Origin of the sequence: Salmonella sp. SAL04213 (assembly GCF_046550535.1) — a bacterium.
GTDB lineage: Bacteria > Pseudomonadota > Gammaproteobacteria > Enterobacterales > Enterobacteriaceae > Salmonella > Salmonella enterica.
Genome location: NZ_JBGDXS010000005.1, coordinates 270,441 through 294,193 on the forward strand (window position 1 = coordinate 270,441; position 23,753 = coordinate 294,193).

19 protein-coding genes are annotated in these 23,753 nt (G+C 53.0%); 11 read left to right on the plus strand and 8 right to left on the minus strand.

Features of this window, described 5'->3' with window-relative positions:
* Positions 1-90 precede the first annotated feature (90 nt).
* From suhB to asrC, 5 genes are all read left to right on the plus strand, one after another.
* Positions 91-894: an inositol-1-monophosphatase gene (suhB, locus tag ACLJPQ_RS14975; RefSeq protein ID WP_000553473.1), complete on the plus strand. Its 804-nt coding sequence runs from the start codon at positions 91-93 to the stop codon at positions 892-894.
* Positions 895-1,038: 144 nt separating this feature from the next.
* Complete coding sequence (locus ACLJPQ_RS14980) at positions 1,039-1,917, plus strand: alpha/beta hydrolase (protein WP_080184814.1); 879 nt, start codon at positions 1,039-1,041, stop codon at positions 1,915-1,917.
* Positions 1,918-2,098: 181 nt separating this feature from the next.
* Positions 2,099-3,142, plus strand: a complete 1,044-nt coding sequence (gene asrA, locus ACLJPQ_RS14985; RefSeq protein ID WP_080184813.1) for an anaerobic sulfite reductase subunit AsrA — start codon at positions 2,099-2,101, stop codon at positions 3,140-3,142.
* Positions 3,143-3,145: 3 nt separating this feature from the next.
* Positions 3,146-3,964 (plus strand): anaerobic sulfite reductase subunit AsrB, encoded by an 819-nt coding sequence (asrB, locus tag ACLJPQ_RS14990; RefSeq protein ID WP_080184812.1) that lies wholly within the window; start codon positions 3,146-3,148, stop codon positions 3,962-3,964.
* Positions 3,965-3,974: 10 nt separating this feature from the next.
* Positions 3,975-4,988 (plus strand): sulfite reductase subunit C, encoded by a 1,014-nt coding sequence (gene asrC / locus ACLJPQ_RS14995; RefSeq protein WP_000020685.1) that lies wholly within the window; start codon positions 3,975-3,977, stop codon positions 4,986-4,988.
* Here asrC and ACLJPQ_RS15000 read toward each other — a convergent pair whose 3' ends face one another.
* Both ACLJPQ_RS15000 and ACLJPQ_RS15005 read right to left on the minus strand, forming a co-directional pair.
* Positions 4,989-5,975: a nickel/cobalt transporter gene (locus tag ACLJPQ_RS15000; RefSeq protein WP_138010043.1), complete on the minus strand. Its 987-nt coding sequence runs from the start codon at positions 5,973-5,975 to the stop codon at positions 4,989-4,991.
* Entirely contained in the window at positions 5,966-6,604 is a 639-nt protein-coding gene (locus ACLJPQ_RS15005; protein ID WP_000843763.1) for a DUF1007 family protein, read from the minus strand. Before ACLJPQ_RS15005 ends, ACLJPQ_RS15000 begins: the two co-directional genes overlap by 10 nt.
* A 125-nt stretch (positions 6,605-6,729) precedes the next feature.
* Here ACLJPQ_RS15005 and csiE point away from each other — a divergent pair, with 125 nt between their 5' ends.
* A complete protein-coding gene (gene csiE / locus ACLJPQ_RS15010; RefSeq protein WP_080184811.1) occupies positions 6,730-8,007 on the plus strand; it encodes a stationary phase inducible protein CsiE in 1,278 nt (425 codons plus the stop codon).
* On the opposite strand, the gene ACLJPQ_RS15015 is transcribed toward csiE, so the two are convergent.
* Positions 8,002-9,141 (minus strand): 3-phenylpropionate MFS transporter, encoded by a 1,140-nt coding sequence (locus ACLJPQ_RS15015; protein WP_080184810.1) that lies wholly within the window; start codon positions 9,139-9,141, stop codon positions 8,002-8,004. The genes csiE and ACLJPQ_RS15015 overlap by 6 nt on opposite strands.
* A gap of 195 nt (positions 9,142-9,336) precedes the next feature.
* Positions 9,337-10,590 (minus strand): serine hydroxymethyltransferase, encoded by a 1,254-nt coding sequence (glyA, locus tag ACLJPQ_RS15020; protein ID WP_000919178.1) that lies wholly within the window; start codon positions 10,588-10,590, stop codon positions 9,337-9,339.
* 324 nt (positions 10,591-10,914) lie between these two features.
* On the opposite strand from glyA, the gene hmpA reads away from it, so the two are divergent.
* The 5 genes from hmpA to dtpD all read left to right on the plus strand — a co-directional run bounded on the left by hmpA (position 10,915) and on the right by dtpD (position 19,263).
* Positions 10,915-12,105 (plus strand): NO-inducible flavohemoprotein, encoded by a 1,191-nt coding sequence (gene hmpA / locus ACLJPQ_RS15025; protein ID WP_000883147.1) that lies wholly within the window; start codon positions 10,915-10,917, stop codon positions 12,103-12,105.
* A gap of 181 nt (positions 12,106-12,286) precedes the next feature.
* Entirely contained in the window at positions 12,287-13,828 is a 1,542-nt protein-coding gene (cadC, locus tag ACLJPQ_RS15030) for a lysine decarboxylation/transport transcriptional activator CadC (protein ID WP_001187135.1), read from the plus strand.
* Between the two features lie 360 nt (positions 13,829-14,188).
* A complete protein-coding gene (cadB, locus tag ACLJPQ_RS15035; RefSeq protein WP_000100008.1) occupies positions 14,189-15,520 on the plus strand; it encodes a cadaverine/lysine antiporter in 1,332 nt (443 codons plus the stop codon).
* A gap of 82 nt (positions 15,521-15,602) precedes the next feature.
* Positions 15,603-17,747, plus strand: coding sequence for a lysine decarboxylase CadA (gene cadA / locus ACLJPQ_RS15040; protein WP_001100652.1), 2,145 nt, complete (start codon positions 15,603-15,605; stop codon positions 17,745-17,747).
* A gap of 55 nt (positions 17,748-17,802) precedes the next feature.
* Entirely contained in the window at positions 17,803-19,263 is a 1,461-nt protein-coding gene (dtpD, locus tag ACLJPQ_RS15045; protein ID WP_080184809.1) for a dipeptide permease DtpD, read from the plus strand.
* Positions 19,264-19,311: 48 nt separating this feature from the next.
* On the opposite strand, the gene glnB is transcribed toward dtpD, so the two are convergent.
* The 4 genes from glnB to qseE all read right to left on the minus strand — a co-directional run bounded on the left by glnB (position 19,312) and on the right by qseE (position 23,257).
* Entirely contained in the window at positions 19,312-19,650 is a 339-nt protein-coding gene (glnB, locus tag ACLJPQ_RS15050) for a nitrogen regulatory protein P-II (protein ID WP_000717694.1), read from the minus strand.
* 76 nt (positions 19,651-19,726) lie between these two features.
* Positions 19,727-21,061, minus strand: coding sequence for a two-component system response regulator GlrR (gene glrR, locus ACLJPQ_RS15055; protein WP_312038676.1), 1,335 nt, complete (start codon positions 21,059-21,061; stop codon positions 19,727-19,729).
* Positions 21,061-21,825: a two-component system QseEF-associated lipoprotein QseG gene (gene qseG / locus ACLJPQ_RS15060; protein WP_080184808.1), complete on the minus strand. Its 765-nt coding sequence runs from the start codon at positions 21,823-21,825 to the stop codon at positions 21,061-21,063. The genes glrR and qseG overlap by 1 nt, the downstream gene beginning before the upstream one ends.
* Position 21,826: 1 nt before the next feature.
* Positions 21,827-23,257, minus strand: coding sequence for a two component system sensor histidine kinase QseE/GlrK (qseE, locus tag ACLJPQ_RS15065; RefSeq protein ID WP_023136414.1), 1,431 nt, complete (start codon positions 23,255-23,257; stop codon positions 21,827-21,829).
* Between the last annotated feature and the right edge of the window lie 496 nt (positions 23,258-23,753).

The window sequence follows — 23,753 nt, forward strand, 5'->3', positions numbered from 1 at the left end:
ACATCTTACCATAAAACCAAGACAGATTCCGATCTCGCTGCTATACTCTGCGCCGTTTTCCCGTTCTTTAACATCCAGTGAGAGAGACCGATGCATCCGATGCTGACCATCGCCGTGCGCGCAGCGCGCAAGGCGGGTAATGTAATTGCCAAAAACTATGAAACTCCGGACGCTGTAGAAGCGAGCCAAAAAGGCAGTAACGATTTTGTGACCAACGTAGATAAGGCCGCTGAAGCGGTGATTATCGACACCATTCGCAAATCTTACCCGCAACACACTATTATCACCGAAGAAAGCGGTGAGCACGTTGGCACAGATCAGGATGTTCAATGGGTTATCGATCCGCTGGATGGCACCACCAACTTCATCAAACGTCTGCCACACTTCTCTGTTTCCATTGCTGTACGCATTAAAGGCCGTACTGAAGTGGCTGTCGTTTACGATCCGATGCGTAACGAACTGTTCACCGCCACCCGCGGTCAGGGCGCACAGCTCAACGGCTACCGTCTGCGCGGCAGTACCGCGCGCGATCTGGACGGCACTATTCTCGCTACCGGCTTCCCGTTCAAAGCCAAACAATACGCGACCACCTACATTAATATTATCGGCAAGCTGTTCACCGAATGCGCCGATTTCCGCCGTACCGGTTCCGCCGCGCTGGATCTGGCCTATGTGGCTGCAGGTCGTGTCGATGGTTTCTTTGAAATTGGCCTTCGTCCGTGGGATTTCGCCGCGGGCGAACTGCTGGTTCGTGAAGCGGGCGGTATCGTCAGCGATTTCACCGGCGGTCATAACTACATGATGACCGGTAATATCGTGGCGGGGAATCCGCGCGTCGTTAAAGCCATGCTGGCGAATATGCGCGACGAACTGAGCGATGCGCTGAAGCGCTAAGTCTCTTCGGCGGATGGGGCCACTCATCCGCCGTGCCTTTTCAGGCGTTTTTCCTAAACACAGCCTCATCGCTTTACTTGCCTGCATGTTTTTGTACGATCGCTCCCTGCTCCGCTATTGGCATAAAGCGGCAAGGAAGCGAACATGACCCTTCAACATACCCGACGCATCGTCAAATCCCTTTTTATTCTGTTTATCATTGTGGTCTGTATTTATCTGCTACCCCGCGTAGCGATCAATGCCTTTTATTACCCGGACAATAAAGTCTATGGGCCAACCCCTGCCGAAGCTGAATCCATTACCTTTACCGCCAAAGATGGCACGCATCTGCACGGCTGGTTTATTCCCACTGCTTTCGGCAGGCCGGAAAACGCCGTCGCGACGGTGATTCATATCCATGGCAACGCCGGAAATATGTCGGCGCACTGGCCGTTAGTCAGTTGGCTGCCAGAACGCAACGTAAACCTGTTTATGTTTGATTACCGTGGTTTTGGCGAATCGGAGGGCACTCCATCACAAGAAGGGCTACTGGATGATACGAAAAGCGCGATAGATTATGTGCGGCATCGCGCCGACGTTAACCCCGAGCGCCTGATACTGCTGGGGCAGAGCCTGGGCGGCAATAATGTACTGGCCGCCGTAGGCCACTGCGTAGGCTGCGCAAATATGCGCTACGCCGACCAGGCGGGCATACGTGCGATTATCCTCGACTCAACGTTTTTATCCTATTCCTCCATCGCCAACCAGATGATCCCGGGCAGCGGCTATTTGCTTGATGACCGCTATAGCGCGGATCGCAATATCGCCAGCGTCAGCCCCATTCCGGTATTGATTCTTCATGGCACGGCAGACCATGTTATTCCCTGGCAGGACAGTGAGAAATTGTATGCCCTCGCCCGGGAGCCCAAACAAAAAATCTTCATTCCTGACGGCGATCACATTGATGCTTTTTCCGGACGTTATGCAAACCTTTACCGTGATGCAATGATTAAATTTATTCAGACCGCGCTATCCGCTAAATAGCGCGACGCTGTATATATGCATATTTTATGATTAAGAATATATTTATTATACCGATAGTAAAAACCATTTTTTCCCGTTAGCGAAGGCGGTGGATTAGCGCTAGCGTAACAGTAATATTCAACTGATTTTTATAACAATTTATTTTCATTTGTTTTTCCTGAATATTACTGTGGAGTATGTGATGGCTATCAAAATTACGCCTGACGAGTTTAGTTTGCTTATCCAGCGATTAAACAAAAAATGGCGCGTGTTTGCCCCGTCCGCAGAGTTTCGCGGCGGACGTTTTTCCGACACTGACAACATTATTTATCAACGGATTAGCGGCTGGCGCGATCTCATCTGGCACGAGAAATCGCACATGTCGCCGAATACCATTATCGCCCCTATCACCGAAACGCTCTTTTATTTCGATAAAGACACCATTCAAATTGCCGAGACAGACACTTCCCCGATAATCATCTTTGCCCGCGCCTGCGACATTAACGCCATGTCGCGGCTGGATTATATGTATTTATCAAATGGGAATAATTCCGATTACAGTTATCAACTGCTACGGGAGCATATTCGTTTCGTCCTTATTGAGTGTGAAGAAAGCTTCGAAAATTGTTTCTGCGTCTCAATGGGTACCAATAAAACTGACTGTTATAGCGCCGCCATGCGTTTTAGCGATGAGGGCGCGCTTGTCAGCATCCGCGATCCCTTTATCGAGGCGGCGATACAAGGGCTGGGGCAAGAGGCTGACTATACCCCCTCTTTCGTCAGCGAAAACCGGGAAACCGTCGTCACGCCGGACAGCGTTTGCCGCGATCCGCAAAAAATTCGCGACATTCTCACCCGCCACCCGCTATGGGACGCCTACGACAGCCGCTGCATCAGTTGTGGCCGCTGCACTACCGGGTGCCCAACCTGTACCTGCTATAGCGTCTTTGACGTCGCCTATGATGAAAATCCGCAGCGCGGCGAACGCCGCCGCCAGTGGGCAAGCTGCATGGTGCCGGGCTTTAGCGACATGGCCGGCGGTCATGGTTTTCGCGAAAAACCCAGCGAGCGTCTGCGCTACCGCGCCCTGCATAAGGTCAATGACTACAAAGCGCGCAACGGTATTGAACATATGTGCGTCGGCTGCGGCCGCTGCGACGATCGCTGCCCGCAATACATCAAATTTTCTTTGATTATCAACAAAATGACCGCTGCCGTTCGGCAGGCGCTGGCAGAGGAGGCATAACGCATGTCATATTGTTCCTGTCATGATAAACCGCAGCACAGTTTGCTGCCTGCGGCGTACCGCATCCTCAGTATTACTCGCCACACGCCGCTGGAGTGGAATTTCCGCGTGGCCGTCGATTTTCCCGCGCACTGGGGGCAATTTGTTGAGGTGTCGCTGCCGCGCGTCGGCGAAGCGCCCATCTCCGTTTCCGACTATGGCGACGGCTGGATAGATCTGCTGATTCGTAATGTCGGAAAAGTGACCAGCGCCCTCTTTACGCTGAAAGAAGGCGACAACGTATGGCTACGCGGCTGCTATGGCAATGGCTATCCGGTCGATACGCTGCGCCATAAACCCTTACTGGTTGTCGCAGGCGGCACGGGCGTCGCGCCGGTGAAAGGCTTAATGCGCTATTTCGTTGAGAATCCCCAGGAAATTGGTCAACTGGATATGATTCTCGGCTATAAAAATCGCGATTGCGTGCTGTACAAAGAAGAAATGGCGACGTGGCGCGGCAAACATAATCTGGTGCTCACGCTGGATGAAGGCGAGGCTGATGACCGTTACCAGATTGGCCGGGTGACCGATCGGCTTGCCGACATGACGCTTAGCGATATCGACACCATGCAGGCCATCGTCGTTGGGCCGCCAATAATGATTACCTTTACCGTAAAAATGCTGCTGCAAAAAGGGCTCAAGCCGGAGCAAATCTGGGTGGACTACGAACGCCGGATGGCCTGCTCCGTCGGGAAGTGCGGCCACTGCCGTATGGGCGAAGTGTATGTCTGCACCGACGGCCCGATATTTAACTACGCCGTCGCGCAACGTTTTGCCGATTAAGGAGAACATCATGAGCATTGATATTGATATCATTAAAGCCCGTGCGAAAAACGAATATCGCCTGTCAAAAGTGCGCGGCGAAGCCATGATCAGCGTCCGCATTCCCGGCGGTATTTTGCCCGCGCATTTGCTAACGGTGGCGCGTGACATCGCCGAAACCTGGGGCAACGGACAAATTCACCTCACTACCCGCCAGAAGCTGGCGATGCCGGGTATCCGTTACGAAGATATCGACAACGTGAACGCCGCGCTGGAGCCGTTTCTTCGCGAGATTGAAATAGAACTGTGCGACGTCCAGGTTGAGGATACCAAAGCGGGCTATCTCGCTATTGGCGGGCGAAATATTGTCGCCTGTCAGGGGAACCGCATTTGCCAGAAAGCCAACACTGACACGACCGGTCTGTCCCGTCGTCTTGAAAAACTGGTCTATCCCAGCCCTTATCATCTCAAAACGGTCATCGTTGGCTGCCCGAATGATTGCGCGAAGGCGTCAATGGCCGATCTGGGAATTATTGGCGTGGCGAAAATGCGCTTCACTGCCGATCGCTGTATCGGTTGCGGCGCCTGCGTGAAGGCCTGTAGTCACCACGCGGTAGGCTGCCTGGCGCTGAAGAACGGCAAAGCGGTCAAAGAAGAGTCCGCCTGTATCGGCTGCGGCGAGTGCGTGCTGGCCTGTCCGACGCTGGCCTGGCAACGTAAGCCGGATCAGCTCTGGCAAGTCCGTCTGGGCGGACGCACCAGTAAAAAGACGCCGCGCGTCGGCAAGCTCTTCCTCAACTGGGTGACTGAAGATGTGATAAAGCAGGTGATCGTTAACCTGTATGAATTTGAAAAAGAGATGCTCGGCGGAAAACCGATCTATCTACATATGGGCCATCTGATCGACAAAGGCGGCTACCTGCGTTTTAAAGAACGGGTACTGCGCGGCGTTCAGCTCAATCCGGAAGCGATGGTCGCCGAACGCATTTACTGGGCCGAAGACGAATCCGTCGCGCGGATGCATCTCAAACCCGCCGGGCACTAATCAACCACGCCATGGCCGCAGCCCGCCCACAGGCTGCGGCACGCTAAACCACATGACCAACGCCGCAACAAGCAGTATCCCCCCTCCGGCCAGCGCCAGCGTTGACCAGCCTACCTGCCGCCATAACGCCGGCGCTTTGTTTCCACTGAGTTTCACCGCCAGAGCACGAAAAGTGTGTACCAGCAGCGCCAGCGAGGTAATCGTTAGCGAGGTTCCCGCCGCCATTGCCAGTACCGACGCCATTCCCCAGCTAAAAACGCCAATCACTTTACTGAATAACAGCACCATTATCGCGCCGGAACAGGGCCGCATCCCCATAGACAGTACGATCATGAGTCGCGCGCGCCAGTCATCGCCGCTATGCAATTGTTCCTGCGTCGGTAGATGCTGATGTCCGCAGCCGCATTTTTCATGGTGAACATGGCGCGGCGTAAAAGCGATAAAGGCAGGTTTACGTAGCAGCGCGCGTAACCTTTTTATGGCCCGCCAGCACAGCAAGATGCCCAGCCCGCCAACTAACGCATAGCTCCCCTTTTCCAGCCAGAAACCGCTCAGATGGAGCTGCCTGGCCGGAAGTTGCAATACGGTCAGCACGCCCACCACCAACCCGATAGCCACGAACCCCTGTAATAACGCGGCGGCGAGGGTTAACACGATACTCGATTTCAGCTTCGAAGGATGCGTCGCCAGCCATGTCGCGATCACCACTTTGCCGTGTCCCGGCCCCAGCGCATGAAGCACGCCATACATAAAACTCAGCAGAAGCAACGATCCGCCCGCTCGTTCAGGATGCGTCGCCACCGCGTTAAGCAGCGCGCTCAACTGCTGATTCACGTCCCGCTGCCAAAGAGCGCTTTTCAACATCACCTGCGGCCAGGCCTGCCATATCCACAGACCGCCAACCAGCATCAGCAGCAGGAATAACGCCAGTGGCCACAGCGAGAGCCAGCGTCGCCCCGGAGCGCGTTGAGAAAAAATTACTGACATTGCAAGGTCACCGTTTGGGCAAACTGTTTACCTAAATCCATATCCTCCGGCGGCGCGTCCTCTTTATCCAGCGACTGGGCGAAACGTAGCGTCTCTTCGCCGGGCGCAGGAGTATAAACCTGAATCCGACACTTTTCGCGCAGCGGTTCCGGCATCGTGATATCGCTGTCCTGGTCATAATGCATATCGACATAATAAGAGGGATCAAACGTTGAAAAGGTATAAGTCTGTCCGCTTAACGGCTGCGGTTCAGCCAGCGGTAGCGTAAAGGTCAATACCGCCTGATGCACGTCACGCGTCATACCGTATTCTGTCGGCCTGTTTTTAAACTTCACTTTCGCGCCATTGCGCCACACTTCTGTAAAGTAGTGCTGCCCAAGTACGTTAGCCATCACTTCCGCCGCCAACTTTTTCCATATTTCTGACCCCGGTGCCGCGTTTCCGGCGTCATACAGCAGATCTGCGGACGTCAGCGCGTCCATTGTCCAGCGCATTTTTAACGCCACAAACTGCTCATTTTCACTGACCACCTGCGTTTGCAGACGGATGAAGCTGTGCGGATGCGCCGCCGCCACGAAAGATAAAACGGCAAGAAATAGTGTTAAGGCGCTGCGTTTCACTGACTTCATCTGTTCCTCGCGATAAAAATTCTGTGACGCTCCTCAGCATTCCTGGCCTAAAAGCACGCTTATCACATTTTTCACGCGCAAACTTTAGCTATCCTTACCAGACAAACTAACGGGAGACCTGACAGATGATGCCGACAATTGCCCCACCATCTGTACTTTCCGCTCCCCAGCGCCGCTGTCAGGTATTGCTGACGCTTTTCCAGCCGGAGCCAATTGCCACGGTGGAAATCTTCAGCGCGCTTAATGGCGTTGATGATGATACTGCCCGTGAGGATATCACTGAGACAAGCCTGGAGATCCAGCGCTATCATCGCCTTGCCATCACAACATGCCAGAACGGTTGCTATCGGATCGAAGGTACAGCACTCGATCAGCGCCTTTGCCTTTTACACTGGCTCAGGCGCGGCCTGCGTTTATGCCCGACCTTCGTCACGCAACAGTTTACCCCGGCCTTAAAAAACGCGCTAAAACAGCGCGCTATCGCGCGTCCGCTGTATGACGATATTAATCTGCACGCGCTCATAAATCTGTGCGCCCGCCGGTTGCAAAAACCATTTGAACATCGCGACGTGCAGTTCCTGCGTCTCTTTTTACAGTATTGTCTGCTACAACACCATGCCGGCATCACCCCGGAGTTCAACCCTGTACAGCAGATTTGGGCGCAGTCGTGCGCGGAATATCCACTCGCCCAGGAAATTGGTCGTCACTGGCAGCGCCACGTGATGCAGGCCGCACCGCTCAATGAAGCGCTGTTTATGGCGTTACTGTTTTCAATGATTCGCCTCCCCGACCCGATTCGCGACACGCATCAACGGGCGCAGCAACTGCGACTGGAGGTGGCGCGGCTGGTGCTGCGCTTTCGAGAAAAAGGGAACGTACGCTTCAGCGACGAACAAGGGCTTAACGATCAGCTGTATGTCCATCTCGCCCAGGCGCTGAACCGAAGTTTATTCACGATTGGCATCGATAATACGCTTCCGGAAGAGTTCAACCGTCTTTATCCGCGTCTGGTTCGCACCACACGTGAGGCGCTCGCCGGATTTGAAGCCGAATATGGTGTCCACTTTTCCGAGGAAGAGACGGGTCTGGTGGCAGTGATTTTCGGCGCCTGGCTAATGCAGGATAACGATTTGCATGAAAGACAGATCGTATTGTTAGCGGATAAAAATGATGCGCTGGAGACGCATATTGAGCAGCAACTGCGTGAACTGACCCTGTTGCCGCTGAATATCAGACGGATATCGCTCCAGGCGTTTCAAAAAGAGGGATGCCCGCGCGGCGTAGCGCTGATTGTTACCCCTTACGCCACGCCGCTACCGCTCTTCTCACCGCCATTAATTCATGCGGATCGCACCCTCACAGAGCACCAGCAGCAGCAGATCCGCAAGATCCTGGAATCATGACGCGGCAACCACTTTGGGCCGAAGGAAGATAGCGGGCAATGCCACCAGCGCCATAATCCAGAATACACCGCCGCCCAGATGTTGATACAGAAAACCGGCAAATACCGTCATAATCGCGATACTGCCGCCCATCGCCACAGCGGAATAGACGGCCTGCAAACGAATCACCTCGCTTCCCTGACGCGCAGCGATATAGCGCATGGCGGCCAGATGGCAAACGGTAAACGTGCCACAGTGCAGGATTTGTATCACAATCAGCCACGGCAGCGCCGTACTCCAGCCCATCAGTCCCCAGCGTACCACGCCGCACACAGCGGAAAGCAACAGCAAGTCGCGGGCGCTAAACCGGCGGAATAGCTTTTTACTCAGTGCGAAAATGATCACTTCCGCCACCACGCCCAACGACCATAAATAGCCGACCGCCGATGCTGAATAGCCAGCCCCCTGCCAGTAGATGGCGCTAAAACCGTAGTAGGCGGCGTGCGCCCCTTGCAGCAAACAGACGCAGGCGAGAAAACGCCAACTTTGTGCCACCAGCGTACGCCAGGCGGGCCAGCCTGCGCTCTCCTGCTGACGGCTTTCCCCTTGCGGCGGCACGCTGGGACGTAACAACATACCCAGCAACATCGAGGCGACGCCGAGCGTCAATAGCGCCAGAATCGCCTGGTAATCGTATAAACTCACCAGCTTACCGGTCAGCGCCGACCCTATCACGAAGGCGATGGACCCCCACAGCCGCACCCGACCATAGTCCAGGGTAATTTGCTTTTGCCAGGTATTAGCCAGCGCATCGGTCAGCGGCACCAGTGGTGAAAAGAAGAGGTTAAACCCAACCATCACCACCATTAGCCACACGACATGCGTTCCTGCCCAAAATGCCAGCGCAAATACCAGCGTCAGCAATGCCAGTACGCGCAGCGCGGAGATCAACCGCGAAGGATCGCTTACGCGAGGCGCAATGAGCAGACTACCGAGAAAACGCGCGACCAGACCCACGCCCAGCAGAAGACCGATGGTTTCCGGCGTTAGCCCAAGACCTTTGAGCCAGACGCTCCAGAAGGGCAGAAAAATACCGTAACTAAAGAAGTAGGTGAAATAACTGAGCGCCAGCCAGCGCGTGGAATGCAATGCCATGATTCCCTCCCGTTTGGAGGCGATAGTCTGGCGGTAAACGGTTGCGCTGGCAAGGGTAACATACGATTAACAAGCGGAGGGAGAAGTTCAAACGGCAGCGCCGCCGGATAGTGACTTCCGGCGGCGTCACGTTATGGCGTATAAGTAATGCCCGACAGACGCAGCGCCATCGGGCCATTTTCACAACATAAGCGCTTACGCGTAAACCGGGAAGCGGGCGCAGATATCCAGTACTTTCGCTTTCACGCGTTCAATGGTGGCTTCATCATTGATGTTGTCCAGCACGTCACACATCCAGCCAGCCAGCTCTTTCACTTCCGCTTCTTTGAAGCCGCGACGAGTAACCGCCGGAGAACCAATACGGATACCGGAGGTCACGAACGGGCTCTTAGGATCGTTCGGCACGCTGTTTTTGTTCACCGTGATGTTAGCACGGCCCAGCGCGGCGTCAGCTTCTTTACCGGTCAGGTTTTTATCCACCAGGTCCAGCAGGAACAGGTGGTTCTCAGTGCCGCCAGACACCACTTTGTAGCCGCGGTTCAGGAACACTTCCACCATCGCTTTGGCGTTTTTCGCCACCTGCTGCTGGTAAACTTTGAACTCCGGCTCCATCGCTTCTTTCAGCGCTACCGCTTTACCCGCGATCACGTGCATCAGCGGGCCGCCCTGCGCGCTTGGGAAGACGGCGGAGTTCAGTTTTTTGTACAGCTCTTCATCGCCGCCCTTCGCCAGGATCAGGCCGCCGCGCGGACCCGCCAGGGTTTTGTGGGTGGTGGTGGTGACAACGTGAGCGTGCGGAACCGGGTTCGGGTAAACGCCTGCGGCAATCAGGCCCGCCACGTGCGCCATGTCGACAAACAGGTATGCGCCGATGCTGTCAGCGATTTCACGCATTTTTGCCCAGTCAACCACGCCGGAGTAGGCAGAGAAGCCACCGATAATCATCTTCGGCTTGTGCTCTTTGGCCAGCTTCGCCATCTCGTCATAGTCAATTTTACCGGACTCATCGATACCGTAAGGTACGATGTTGTACAGTTTACCGGAGAAGTTAACCGGGGAGCCGTGAGTCAGGTGGCCGCCCTGCGCCAGGTTCATACCCAGAACGGTATCGCCCGGCTGCAGCAGCGCGGTGTAAACAGCGAAGTTAGCCTGAGAACCGGAGTGCGGCTGCACGTTAGCGTAGTCGGCGCCGAACAGTTCTTTCGCGCGGTCGATAGCCAGCTGCTCTACGACATCAACGTATTCGCAACCGCCGTAGTAGCGCTTGCCCGGATAACCTTCAGCGTATTTGTTGGTCAGCTGAGACCCCTGCGCCTGCATCACGCGCGGGCTGGTGTAGTTTTCGGAGGCGATCAGTTCGATGTGCTCTTCCTGACGTACTTTTTCCTGCTCCATAGCCTGCCACAATTCGGCATCATAATCGGCAATGTTCATTTCACGCTTTAACATCCGCATCTCCTGACTCAGCTAACAATAAAATTTGTGCCTGAAAAGGCAGTCCGTGGGACTTCGGCCAACAGTATAACCGAATCATTCTTCGATAACAGGTCTTGACAAAGGTTTTTACGCAAACGATTACCTATGCGTCAGATAAGGGTTTCCTGAACGAGAGCCTGACGAATTTCAACGGATTTCTTTTCAGCTTTGTGATGCAGATTTTTCACGTTGTTACCTCCATAACGTAAAGCAGAGAAGATCCATTTACAATGCAAGGGTATTTTTATAAGATGCATTTGATATACATCATTAGATTTTCACATAAAGGAAGCACGTATGCTTGACGCACAAACCATCGCTACAGTAAAGGCCACCATTCCCCTGCTGGTTGAAACAGGACCGAAACTGACCGCCCACTTCTACGACCGTATGTTTACGCATAACCCGGAGCTCAAAGAAATCTTCAATATGAGCAACCAGCGTAACGGCGATCAGCGTGAAGCCCTGTTTAATGCTATCGCGGCCTACGCCAGCAATATCGAAAATTTACCGGCGTTGCTGCCGGCGGTAGAAAAAATCGCGCAGAAGCACACCAGCTTCCAGATTAAGCCGGAGCAGTACAACATCGTCGGGACGCATCTGCTGGCGACGCTGGACGAAATGTTCAACCCGGGCCAGGAAGTGCTGGACGCGTGGGGCAAAGCCTATGGCGTACTGGCTAACGTCTTTATCCATCGGGAAGCCGAGATTTATCACGAGAACGCCAGCAAAGACGGCGGCTGGGAAGGCACGCGCCCCTTCCGCATCGTTGCAAAAACCCCGCGTAGCGCACTGATCACCAGCTTTGAGTTTGAACCGGTCGACGGCGGTACGGTGGCGGAATACCGTCCCGGGCAGTATCTGGGCGTCTGGCTGAAGCCGGAAGGTTTTGCGCATCAGGAGATCCGCCAATATTCACTGACCCGTAAACCCGATGGCAAAGGGTACCGTATTGCCGTGAAGCGTGAAGACGGCGGCCAGGTATCAAACTGGTTACACCATCACGCCAGCGTAGGCGATGTGGTGCATCTGGCTGCGCCGGCAGGTGACTTCTTTATGAATGTCGCCGCTGATACCCCCGTTTCGCTGATTTCCGCTGGCGTCGGCCAGACGCCGATGTTAGCGATGCTCGATACGCTGGCGAAAGAACAGCATACCGCGCAGGTGAACTGGTTCCACGCGGCGGAGAACGGCGACGTCCATGCGTTTGCCGACGAAGTGAGCGAGCTGGGCCGTACACTGCCGCGTTTCACTGCCCATACCTGGTACCGCGAACCGACCGAGGCCGATCGCGCCCAACGCGTCTTTGACAGCGAAGGGCTGATGGATTTAAGCAAACTGGAAGCCGCAATCAGCGATCCGGCAATGCAGTTCTATCTTTGCGGCCCGGTAGGCTTTATGCAGTTTGCCGCAAAACAACTGGTTTCCCTTGGCGTGAATAACGAAAACATTCATTACGAATGCTTCGGCCCGCATAAGGTGCTGTAATTGCAAGAAATCCTCTGAAAAAACGGGCGTTATCGTTAAGGCGAACGCCCGTTTTCCTCCCCGTTCCCCTGCTTATTGCGCTGCTTTTTATGCCTTTCTTTTACAAAAAAGGGGAATAAAAAAAGTCTGTGCAAATCGTGTTATTATTAACGTTTGACTTAGCTCGTTAGGGCATCTTTTTATGCAGCAACCTGTTGTACGCATTGGAGAGTGGCTGGTTACACCTTCTGTTAATCAGATCAGTCGTCAGGGACGCCAGATTACTCTTGAACCACGGCTGATCGATCTTCTGATGTATTTTGCGCATCATCCGGATGAAGTGTTAAGCCGGGATAACATTATTGATCATGTCTGGATGCGCACCATCGTGACCAACCATGTTGTCACCCAAAGCATTTCTGAACTACGCAAATCATTAAGAGATGGCGGAGACAGCAATGCTGAATACATCGTTACCGTACCTAAACGCGGCTATAAGCTGACGGCGCCGGTTATCTGGTGCGAAGAAAATAGCGATGAGATCGATAATTCATCAACGTCGCCGCCGCCGATCGCAGCGACGAATGCAGAACCGACAGAGGGGGTTCCTGCCGCTGCGCCTGTGCCGCCCGCCTCTTTGCAAACGCCGACTAAAAAGGCGAAAAAGCCGCGTATCGCCGCTTTCTGGACGTGGGTGATGTTCCTGCTCTCGCTGGCGACGCTGGTGGTGTTTATCGTGATGTCGGTGGTAGATCATAATGCCGCGGTAACAAAAACGCGGTTATTACTTAACCCACGAGATATAGATGTTCGTTTTGAAGGCGGCAATTCCTGTAATAACTGGGTCTCGCAGGAGTCCTACGCCATCGGTCTGGGCGGCTTAATCACCGACCTGCTGAACACCTACTCGACCTTTATGGTGCACGATAAAACTAATTACCGGGTCAATGAGCCAAGCAGCTCCGGTAAGACGTTAACCATTCAGTTTGTCAATCAGCGCCACTATCGGGCGCAGCAGTGCTTTATGTCTGTTGTGCTCATTGATAACGCCGATGGTTCAACCATGCTGGATAAGCGTTATTTCGTCACCAATACTAACCAGTTGTCCATCCAGGATGATCTGTTTAATAGCCTGTCTTTCGTTTTAACACAGCCCTGGCCTAATCGTATGCGAGAACAACTGGCCCTGTTCAGAACGCCGCAAAATACCGCGCTGATGCGTTTTTATGAGGCGCGCCAGCTTATTCTGAGCGGCGATGCGCAGGCGCTAAGTAAAGCCAGCGATATTCTGAATGGCATTATTAAGGAAACGCCTGATTTCAACTATGCCTATGAATATAAAGTGCTGGTAGATGTATTACGGCAATCACAACAGCCGTTTGATAAAGAACAAGTGGCTGCGCTGAACGAAGAGTTTAAAAAAATAGATCAAATTCCGGGCGTTGAGAAAACGTCTGTTTATTATAAAATCAAGACCGTTGATCTTTTGGGCAAAGGTGATATCGATGCAGCGTATGAGGAAATCAATAAAAGCATCGAGCTTGAAATGTCGTGGTTTAACTATGTCCTGTTGGGGAAAGTTTACGAAATGAAAGGTGAGAATCGTCTGGCCGCTGATGCCTATCTGACCGCCTTTAATTTACGTCCAGGTGAAAACACGCTGTACTGGATCGAGAACGGCGTATTTCAGACATCCGTTCAGAAAATTGTCCCTTATCTGAATAGTTTTCTGGCAGAAGATTAAATTTAACGCTGAACCATGACAAATAAAAGCGAAAAGATATTAAATTTTTCGCTTTTATTTTGTGAAAAACATGTTGCCAAAAATAGCTTATGTTAATTTTGGCAACATATTCATCGCAAAGATATGTAAATATAACTCTTTGTAATTAAACGATGTTTATCCTTTCATGATATTTTTCATGATATTTATATGTTAATTCAAAAAAATCAATCTATCAGTTTTTTCATGTTTGTGTTTATTTCACTTTTTCTTTAGGACTTATCTCAACTCATTCGTTAATCTTGTCGACAGTTGAACGGGCACGCAGCATATATGAAGCATAAGCCCGGTTCTTAAAAATACAGCTCAGGAGAAATGAACATGAGTTCTGTCAAAAAGATCGGGCTATTTGCCTGTACTGGCGTCGTTGCCGGTAATATGATGGGGAGCGGGATTGCATTATTACCCGCCAACCTTGCCAGTATTGGTGGCATTGCCATCTGGGGCTGGGTAATTTCTATTATTGGGGCAATGTCGCTGGCTTATGTTTATGCGAGGCTGGCAACCAAAAACCCTCAACAGGGTGGCCCTATCGCTTATGCTGGGGAAATATCTCCGGCGTTTGGTTTCCAGACCGGCGTTCTTTATTATCACGCAAACTGGATTGGTAACTTAGCCATCGGTATTACCGCTGTTTCTTATCTTTCTACATTCTTCCCGGCATTAAATAATCCAATACCGGCAGGTATTGCCTGTATTGCTATCGTCTGGCTGTTCACCTTTATTAATATGCTGGGCGGGGCCTGGGTCAGCCGCTTAACAACGATTGGCCTGTTTCTGGTGCTGATCCCGGTAGTCTTGACCGCAGTCGCCGGCTGGCATTGGTTCGATATCGCGACCTATCACGCGAACTGGAACACGTCCACGACGACCGACTCTCACGCCATTGTTAAAAGTATTCTGCTCTGCCTGTGGGCGTTCGTTGGCGTTGAGTCTGCCGCCGTCAGCACCGGCATGGTGAAAAACCCGAAACGCACCGTACCGCTGGCAACCATGCTGGGTACCGCGCTGGCAGGCATCATCTATATCGCCGCGACTCAGGTTATCGCCGGGATGTTCCCAGCTTCCGTTATGGCCTCTTCCGGCGCACCGTTCGCTATCAGTACCTCCACGATTCTGGGTGGCTGGGCTGCGCCGCTGGTTTCCGCCTTTACCGCTTTCGCCTGCCTGACGTCTCTGGGCTCCTGGATGATGCTGGTCGGCCAGGCTGGGGTTCGCGCCGCCAACGACGGCAACTTCCCGAAAATTTACGGTGAAATGGATAAAAACGGTATTCCGAAAAAAGGTCTGCTGTTGGCTGCGGTGAAAATGACGGCGCTGATGATTCTGATCACCATCATGAACTCCAGCGGCGGTAAAGCGTCCGACCTGTTCGGCGAACTGACCGGGATTGCCGTACTGCTTACCATGCTGCCGTACTTCTACTCCTGTGTTGACCTGATTCGCTTCGAAGGGTTCAACATCCGTAACTCGGTAAGCCTGATTTGTTCTGTACTGGGCTGCGCATTTTGCTTCATCGCACTGATGGGCGCCAGCTCCTTCGAACTCTCCGGCACCTTTATCGTCAGTCTGATCATCCTGATGTTCTACGGTCGCAAAATGCACCAGCGCCAGAACAACGACAGCGACAACAATACGGCTGAAGCGCTTTAACCGCTAACTCCTTTTTCTCAAAGCCCCTTTCGTCACCTGCTATAGCGTAGCGGGAGGGGCCCACTTTACCAGGAACAAGACTATGAACGTTATTGCTATCATGAACCACATGGGCGTCTACTTTAAAGAAGAGCCTATTCGTGAACTGCATCGTGCACTGGAAGGTTTAAATTTCCGTATCGTCTATCCAAACGACCGAGAAGACCTGCTGAAGCTGATTGAAAATAACTCCCGCCTTTGCGGCGTCATTTTCGACTGGGATAAATATAACCTTGAGCTTTGCGAAGAGATTAGCAAGCTGAACGAGTATATGCCGCTGTACGCCTTCGCCAACAGCTACTCTACGCTGGACGTCAGCCTCAACGATCTGAGAATGCAGGTTCGCTTCTTTGAATATGCTTTAGGCGCCGCAGCCGATATCGCGGCGAAAATTCGCCAGAATACCGATGAATACATCGACAATATTCTGCCGCCGCTGACAAAAGCACTGTTCAAATATGTGCGCGAAGGGAAATATACTTTCTGTACGCCTGGCCACATGGGCGGGACCGCTTTCCAGAAAAGCCCCGTCGGCAGCATCTTTTATGATTTCTTCGGCCCGAACACGATGAAATCCGATATTTCGATTTCCGTTTCCGAACTGGGTTCGCTGCTGGACCACTCCGGCCCGCATAAAGAAGCGGAAGAGTATATCGCCCGCGTCTTTAACGCCGAACGTAGCTACATGGTGACGAACGGCACCTCTACGGCGAACAAAATCGTCGGTATGTACTCCGCGCCGGCAGGCAGCACGGTACTGATTGACCGTAACTGCCATAAATCGCTGACCCATCTGATGATGATGAGCGACATTACGCCGATTTATTTCCGCCCAACCCGTAACGCCTACGGTATTCTTGGCGGTATCCCGCAAAGCGAGTTCCAGCACGCCACTATCGCTAAACGGGTAAAAGAGACGCCTAACGCAACCTGGCCGGTCCACGCTGTTATTACTAACTCAACCTATGACGGTCTGTTGTATAACACTGACTACATCAAGAAAACTCTGGATGTGAAGTCCATTCATTTTGACTCCGCCTGGGTGCCTTATACCAATTTCTCCCCTATTTATCAGGGTAAATGCGGTATGAGCGGCGACCGTGTAGAAGGCAAAATCATTTATGAAACCCAGTCCACGCATAAACTGCTGGCGGCGTTTTCACAGGCATCCATGATTCATGTTAAAGGCGACATTAACGAAGAAACCTTTAACGAAGCCTACATGATGCATACCACCACTTCTCCGCACTACGGTATCGTAGCGTCTACTGAAACCGCAGCGGCGATGATGAAAGGTAATGCGGGTAAACGCCTGATTAACGGCTCTATTGAACGTGCGATTAAATTCCGTAAAGAAATTAAACGCCTGAAAAGCGAATCTGACGGCTGGTTCTTTGACGTATGGCAGCCGGAACATATCGATGGAGCTGAGTGCTGGCCGCTGCGTTCAGATAGCGCATGGCATGGCTTCAAAAATATCGATAACGAACACATGTACCTCGACCCGATCAAAGTCACTATCCTGACGCCGGGGATGAAGAAAGACGGTACGATGGATGAATTCGGTATTCCGGCAAGTCTGGTCGCCAAATATCTCGATGAACGCGGCATCATCGTAGAAAAAACCGGTCCATACAACCTGCTGTTCCTGTTCAGCATTGGTATCGACAAAACCAAAGCTCTGAGCCTGCTGCGCGCGCTCACTGAATTTAAACGCGCCTTTGACCTGAACCTGCGCGTCAAAAACATTCTGCCTGCACTGTACCGCGAAGCGCCTGAGTTTTATGAAAATATGCGCATCCAGGAACTGGCGCAGAATATTCATAAACTGGTCGAACATCATAATCTGCCGGACTTAATGTACCGTGCGTTTGAAGTGCTGCCGAAAATGGTGATGACGCCGTATACTGCGTTCCAGAAAGAGCTGCATGGCGAAACGGAAGAGGTGTATCTTGAAGAGATGGTTGGACGCGTCAACGCCAACATGATCCTTCCTTACCCTCCGGGAGTGCCGCTGGTGATGCCTGGTGAAATGATCACCGAGGAAAGCCGTCCGGTACTGGAATTCCTGCAAATGCTGTGCGAAATCGGCGCTCACTATCCGGGCTTCGAAACCGATATCCACGGCGCCTATCGTCAGGCAGACGGACGTTACACCGTTAAGGTGCTGAAAGAAAATACGAAATAAGTACCAAAGGGAAGTGGCTTGCCACTTCCCTTTTTTCACGCAGCAAGGAGACTTTATGAAAACACCCTCACAACCGCGCGCGATTTTTTACATCGTGGCGATTCAAATTTGGGAATACTTCAGCTTTTACGGCATGCGTGCCTTACTCATCCTTTATCTTACCCACCAGCTTGGTTTTAATGACAGCCACGCGATCAACCTCTTCAGCGCCTACGCCTCTTTAGTTTACGTTACCCCTATTCTTGGCGGCTGGCTTGCCGACCGCCTGCTTGGCAACCGCGTGGCGGTTATCACCGGCGCCCTGTTGATGACGCTGGGTCATGTGGTATTGGGCTTAGAATCTGATTCAACGTTGAGTTTATATGCGGCGCTGGCCATTATTATCTGCGGCTACGGCTTGTTTAAATCCAATATTAGCTGTCTGCTGGGCGAACTTTACGCCCCTGATGACAACCGCCGCGACGGGGGATTCTCGCTGCTCTACGCCGCCGGGAATATTGGATCGATAGCCGCGCCGATCGCCTGTGGTCTGGCGGCGCAGTGGTATGGCTGGCATGTCGGCTTTGCGCTGGCGGGCGTCGGAATGTTCATCGGCCTGCTCATCTTTTTAAGCGGTCATCGCCACTTTCAGCAGACGCGCGGTGTTAATCGCCCCGCGCTGCGGGCGGTCAAATTCGCCCTTCCAACCTGGGGTTGGCTGGTATTAATGCTGTGTATCGCGCCGGTATTCTTCACCCTCCTGCTGGAAAATAACTGGTCTGGCTATGTGCTGGCCATTGTCTGCGTCTTCGCGGCGCAACTTATCGCCCGTATTATGGTTAAATATCCCGAACACCGTCGCGCCTTGTGGCAAATCGTTCTGTTAATGATCACCGGCACTCTCTTTTGGGTTCTGGCGCAGCAGGGCGGAAGTTCGATCAGTTTATTCATCGACCGTTTTGTCAACCGCCACTGGCTGAATATGACCGTCCCCACCGCATTGTTCCAGTCGGTCAATGCGATTGCGGTGATGTCGGCGGGCGTGGTGCTGGCGTGGCTGAGCAGCCCGAAAGAGAGCGCCCGCTCGGTGCTGCGCGTCTGGCTTAAATTTGCCGTGGGGCTGGTATTAATGGGCGGCGGTTTTATGCTGTTGGCGCTAAACGCGCATCAGGCCCGGTTAGACGGGCAGGCATCAATGGGAATGATGATCGCAGGGCTGGCGCTGATGGGCTTTGCAGAGCTGTTTATTGATCCGGTCGCGATGGCGCAAATTACCCGCCTCAACCTGCCTGGCGTCACGGGCGTACTAACCGGTATTTATATGCTGGCGACCGGCGCGGTCGCTAACTGGCTGGCTGGCGTCGTCGCGCAACAAACCACGGAATCGCAAATTAGTGATACGGCGGTAGCCGCCTACGGACACTTTTTCTCGCAAATGGGCGAGTGGACGCTAAGTTGCGTGGCGCTGATCGTCGCCATTGTCGGCCTGAGATGGGTTTGCACCCGGACTACATCGGCGCTACCGCAGGGCGATTAAACGGTGGTTCGCTGCCCACAAGGAGGAGACGGGCAGCGAATCGGCACATCAGATAGCCGCGTCGTCTTCTTCGCCAGTACGGATACGAATAACGCGGGCGACATCAAAGACAAAGATCTTACCGTCGCCGATTTTCCCCGTCTGCGCGGTACGAATGATGGTGTCAACACAGGTATCCACGATGTCGTCAGGCACAACGATTTCAATTTTTACCTTCGGCAGAAAATCCACCATATATTCCGCGCCGCGATACAGCTCGGTGTGGCCTTTTTGACGGCCAAAGCCTTTGACTTCGGTGACCGTCATGCCGGTAATACCTACCTCGGCCAGCGCTTCACGGACATCGTCCAGCTTGAAGGGTTTAATAATCGCATCAATCTTTTTCATGCTATTCCTTGAAAAGGTCGCCTGTGTTTTGATCGGTTAAACGTAACATATTTCGCACTACTTTACGGCATGAAAACTACTCTTTGAAATCATTCGCATCCAGTTCGTGACGGGAGAGTAGCTTATAGAATTCCGTGCGGTTGCGCCCCGCCATCCTTGCCGCGTGCGTCACGTTACCTTTGGTAATTTGCAGTAACTTGCGCAGATAGTTCAGTTCAAATTGGTTTCGCGCTTCGGCAAAAGTTGGCAGCGCGGTGTTTTCGCCTTCCAGCGCCTGTTCGATCAACGCATCGCTGATCACCGGCGAAGAGGTTAACGCCACGCATTGTTCAATGACGTTGACCAGTTGGCGCACGTTGCCCGGCCAGCTTGCCGTCATCAGCCGTTTCATTGCATCAGTAGAAAAGGCGCGAACAAACGGTTTATGCCGCTGTGCCGACTGTCTGAGCAGATGATTAGCCAGCAGCGGAATATCCTCGGTACGCTCCGCCAGCGCCGGAATTTTCAGGCTCACGACATTCAGCCGGTAGTACAAATCTTCACGAAATTCGCCCCGCGCCATCGCCTTCGGCAGATCGCGGTGCGTCGCGGAAATAATTCGCACGTCGATATCAATATCGCGATTGCTGCCCAGCGGCCTGACTTTGCGCTCCTGTAACACCCGCAGCAGCTTCACCTGTAACGGCGCGGGCATATCGCCAATTTCATCCAGAAACAGCGTGCCGCCTTCCGCCGCCTGGAACAACCCTTCACGATTGCTCACTGCGCCGGTAAAGGCGCCGCGCGCATGGCCGAATAATTCGGACTCCAGCAACTGTTCCGGTAACGCGCCGCAGTTGATGGCGACAAACGGCTTGTTACTGCGCGGGCTGGCATTATGAATCGCCTGTGCGAAAATCTCTTTTCCGGTGCCGCTTTGTCCGTTAATCAATACGCTGACATCCGACTGCGCGACCATGCGCGCCTGTTCAAGCAGTCGCAGCATCAGCGGGCTACGGGTAACGATAGCGTTGCGCCAGCTATCGTCCGTCGCGGGAGCGGACTGTTCCAGCGCTTCATCTATCGCTTTATATAACGCGTCTCTGTCGATCGGCTTCGTCAAAAAGCTGAATACGCCTTTCTGGGTAGCGGCCACCGCATCCGGAATGGAACCATGCGCCGTCAGAATGATAACCGGCATTCCCGGCTGTACTTTCTGAATTTCTGTGAACAGTTGCATACCATCCATTTCATCCATGCGCAGGTCGCTTATTACCAGGTCCACTTTTTCCCGATGCAGTACCCGTAGTCCTTCCTGGCCGCTCTCTGCGGTCACGACGCTGTATCCTTCACTGGTCAGGCGCATACCGAGCAATTTCAGTAATCCGGGATCGTCATCGACCAGCAACAGGTGCGCCGGTTTACGGCTTATCATGGCGTTACCTCATCTTGTGACGGCGACGGCGCCGCGCCATCTTCAGACGTCGCGGGTTTGCCATTCGTATGCGGCGTATCGGCGTTGTAATTCCCTGCCGGTTTTCGTGTCGAAAGCTGGCGCTCAATATCGGTTAAACTCTCCAGCTTACGGGTGGTAAGATCGAGCTGCGTTTGCAAGGCCTGTTGCTGCTGGCGCAGCGCATCCAGCTCACTATCTGACGTTTGCTGGAGTTTGCTATAACGCTGACGTTCGGCAGAAAGTGCTAATTGCAGCGCCTGACCGTCATGCCAGATTTGGTAGACGGGCCGTACCTGAGCCGGTATTTGCGCGCTTAACGCCTCCAGACGGGTCACTATGGCGCGCCGCTCCGGCGGCGTAATTTTTGCATCCGCCAGTAAGATCCCGCGCCTGAAGGCATTTTGCCAGTTATCATCCGTCAACGCGCGCGCCTCTGCGCGCGACTGAACCGGCATCAGACGATCGGCGCAGTCAATCGTGCGTAGCCAGTACAGCGGATTCGTCTCCACCGCCTGCCCGCGTAGCGACCAGATATCCGCGCACGCCGTCGGGAGATAATCCGCCAGTTGATAATGGGGGAGCGTGTCCTGCGCTGCGCTACCGGGCAGTTGCTGTGAAGCATGGGGAACACATGCGGTCAGCGCCAGACACGATATGCCCACCGGTATTCCCCACCGCAAAAGGCATCGTTTAATAGTTTGGACGAAAACGTGTGACATACGCACCAGGCTTAAACTCATATTAGTGTTTGTCAGATGCAGGCAGCGGCAGCGAGATGCGAAAACAGACTTCCTGCGCTTTGTCATCCACCAGTTGGATCTCTCCCTGCATTCGACGAATACAATCTCTGGCGATACTCAGCCCTAACCCACTGCCTTTTACCGCCCCTTTTCGCTGGTGGCTTCCCTGGAAAAAAGGCTCAAAAATCATTTCTCTTTCGGTTTGCGGAATCGGCTCGCCGCTATTAACCACATCGATATAAACCGTGGAGCCCTGAGAGCGACTACGGATACAAATGTTACCGGATTCAGCGCCATAGTGCACCGCGTTGGAATAGAGATTATCCAGCACGCTCATCAACAACATGGGCTCTGCTATGCAGCGTTCGGCCTTCAGGTCGACATCGGTATGCATCATTTTAGCGCGGGCAGGCAAACTGTGGGCGGAAACCACCATATCCACAAGCGGCGCGATATCGACCGCTTCCAGCTCTGTGGCACTGTCTACCAGTTTCCGGTTGTAATCAAGCAATTGCTCAATCAATTTTTGTAAATTACGACTGCTGTCATCCAGAATATCGACCACCTCTTTTTGCTCCGGCGTCAGCGGCCCAACCACCTGATCGGCCAGCAGCTCTGTCCCCTCGCGCATACTGGCCAGCGGGGTTTTCAGCTCATGGGACAGGTGACGTAGAAACTGATGGCGCTGGGATTCCAGCCACGCCAGACGCTCACTCAGCCAGATAATGCGCTGCCCCACCGATCGTAATTCACGCGGACCGGTAAAGGTGACGGTATTCCCCAAAGAACGGCCTTCGCCCAGGCGATTAATCATCCGTTCAATTCCTTTCACCGGCCCGATAATCATGCGGGTAAAAAGTAGCACCATCGCCAGACTCACCAGAAATAGCACCAGCGCCTGCCAGCCGAAAAATTGTCCGCGCTCGGCGATTTCTTGTTGTAACTGCTGCCCGCGCGAGTAAACCACAGTACGCGTCGCCTGCACCATTTCCGTATTCGCGTTGGCAAAGGCCTCCAGACGCGCGGCCGCTGCCGCTTCCGGGCCGCTATCTTTACACTGCAATTGCGCCAGCGCGTTTAAATCCTGGCGTAACGCCTGATACAACTTATCATCCGGCAAGACGCCGGCATGGGCGTCCAGCATATCGCTATAGCGCTTACGCTGGCTTTGATACACTTTTGCCAGCGTCGGATCGTCAAGCACGCAATACTGTCGGTAGCTTCGCTCCATCTCCAGCGCGACGTTGGTCATCGCCTCGCTGCGCCGGGCGTCAATAAGCGTGCTGCGGTTAGTCACCGCAGCCTGATCGCTTAACGCGTTAAGGCTTTGCCACGCCTGCCAGGCCAGAACCAGCAACGGCAGCAGGATCAGCAAAAAGGCCAGCATGACCAATTGTCGTAAAGAACGGGGGAAAACAGACCAGCGCTTCAACGTGTCGCTCACATAAAAGAAGAATAAAAAAGATGCTAACCGAGGGAAGCGCCAGATACAACAAAGCCGGGCTAAACCCGGCTTTGTTATGGAATAAGGCGGTGCCTAACTCGACGTTTCGCCCGGAGGTTGATAAAGCTACGCTATTATCAGAAGTTGGACGGCAGGCACCTTGTTGTGCGTCATTCGAAGTTTATGTAGCGCGTCCCTAAGGGGCTGACATAAGAAGGTGAATGAGCCACTGGTTATCATTATGCAGTAATTGTGCCAACATTCAAAAGACTTTGTTAACACAATGATAAATATGAAAAATATCGTTATTCATGCTAAAAATGGCTCTGTCTGTTTTTTGCCCTTTCTGTCGCCAATCAGCAACACCTGCAACACCTAAAAATAAAACAATTTAAAATCAAATAGTTAAATGTCTCTTTTTGGCGACAACCTATCCCCCACTCATGTCGGGATTTCCCGACACTTTAATCTTGCGGCATAAGCA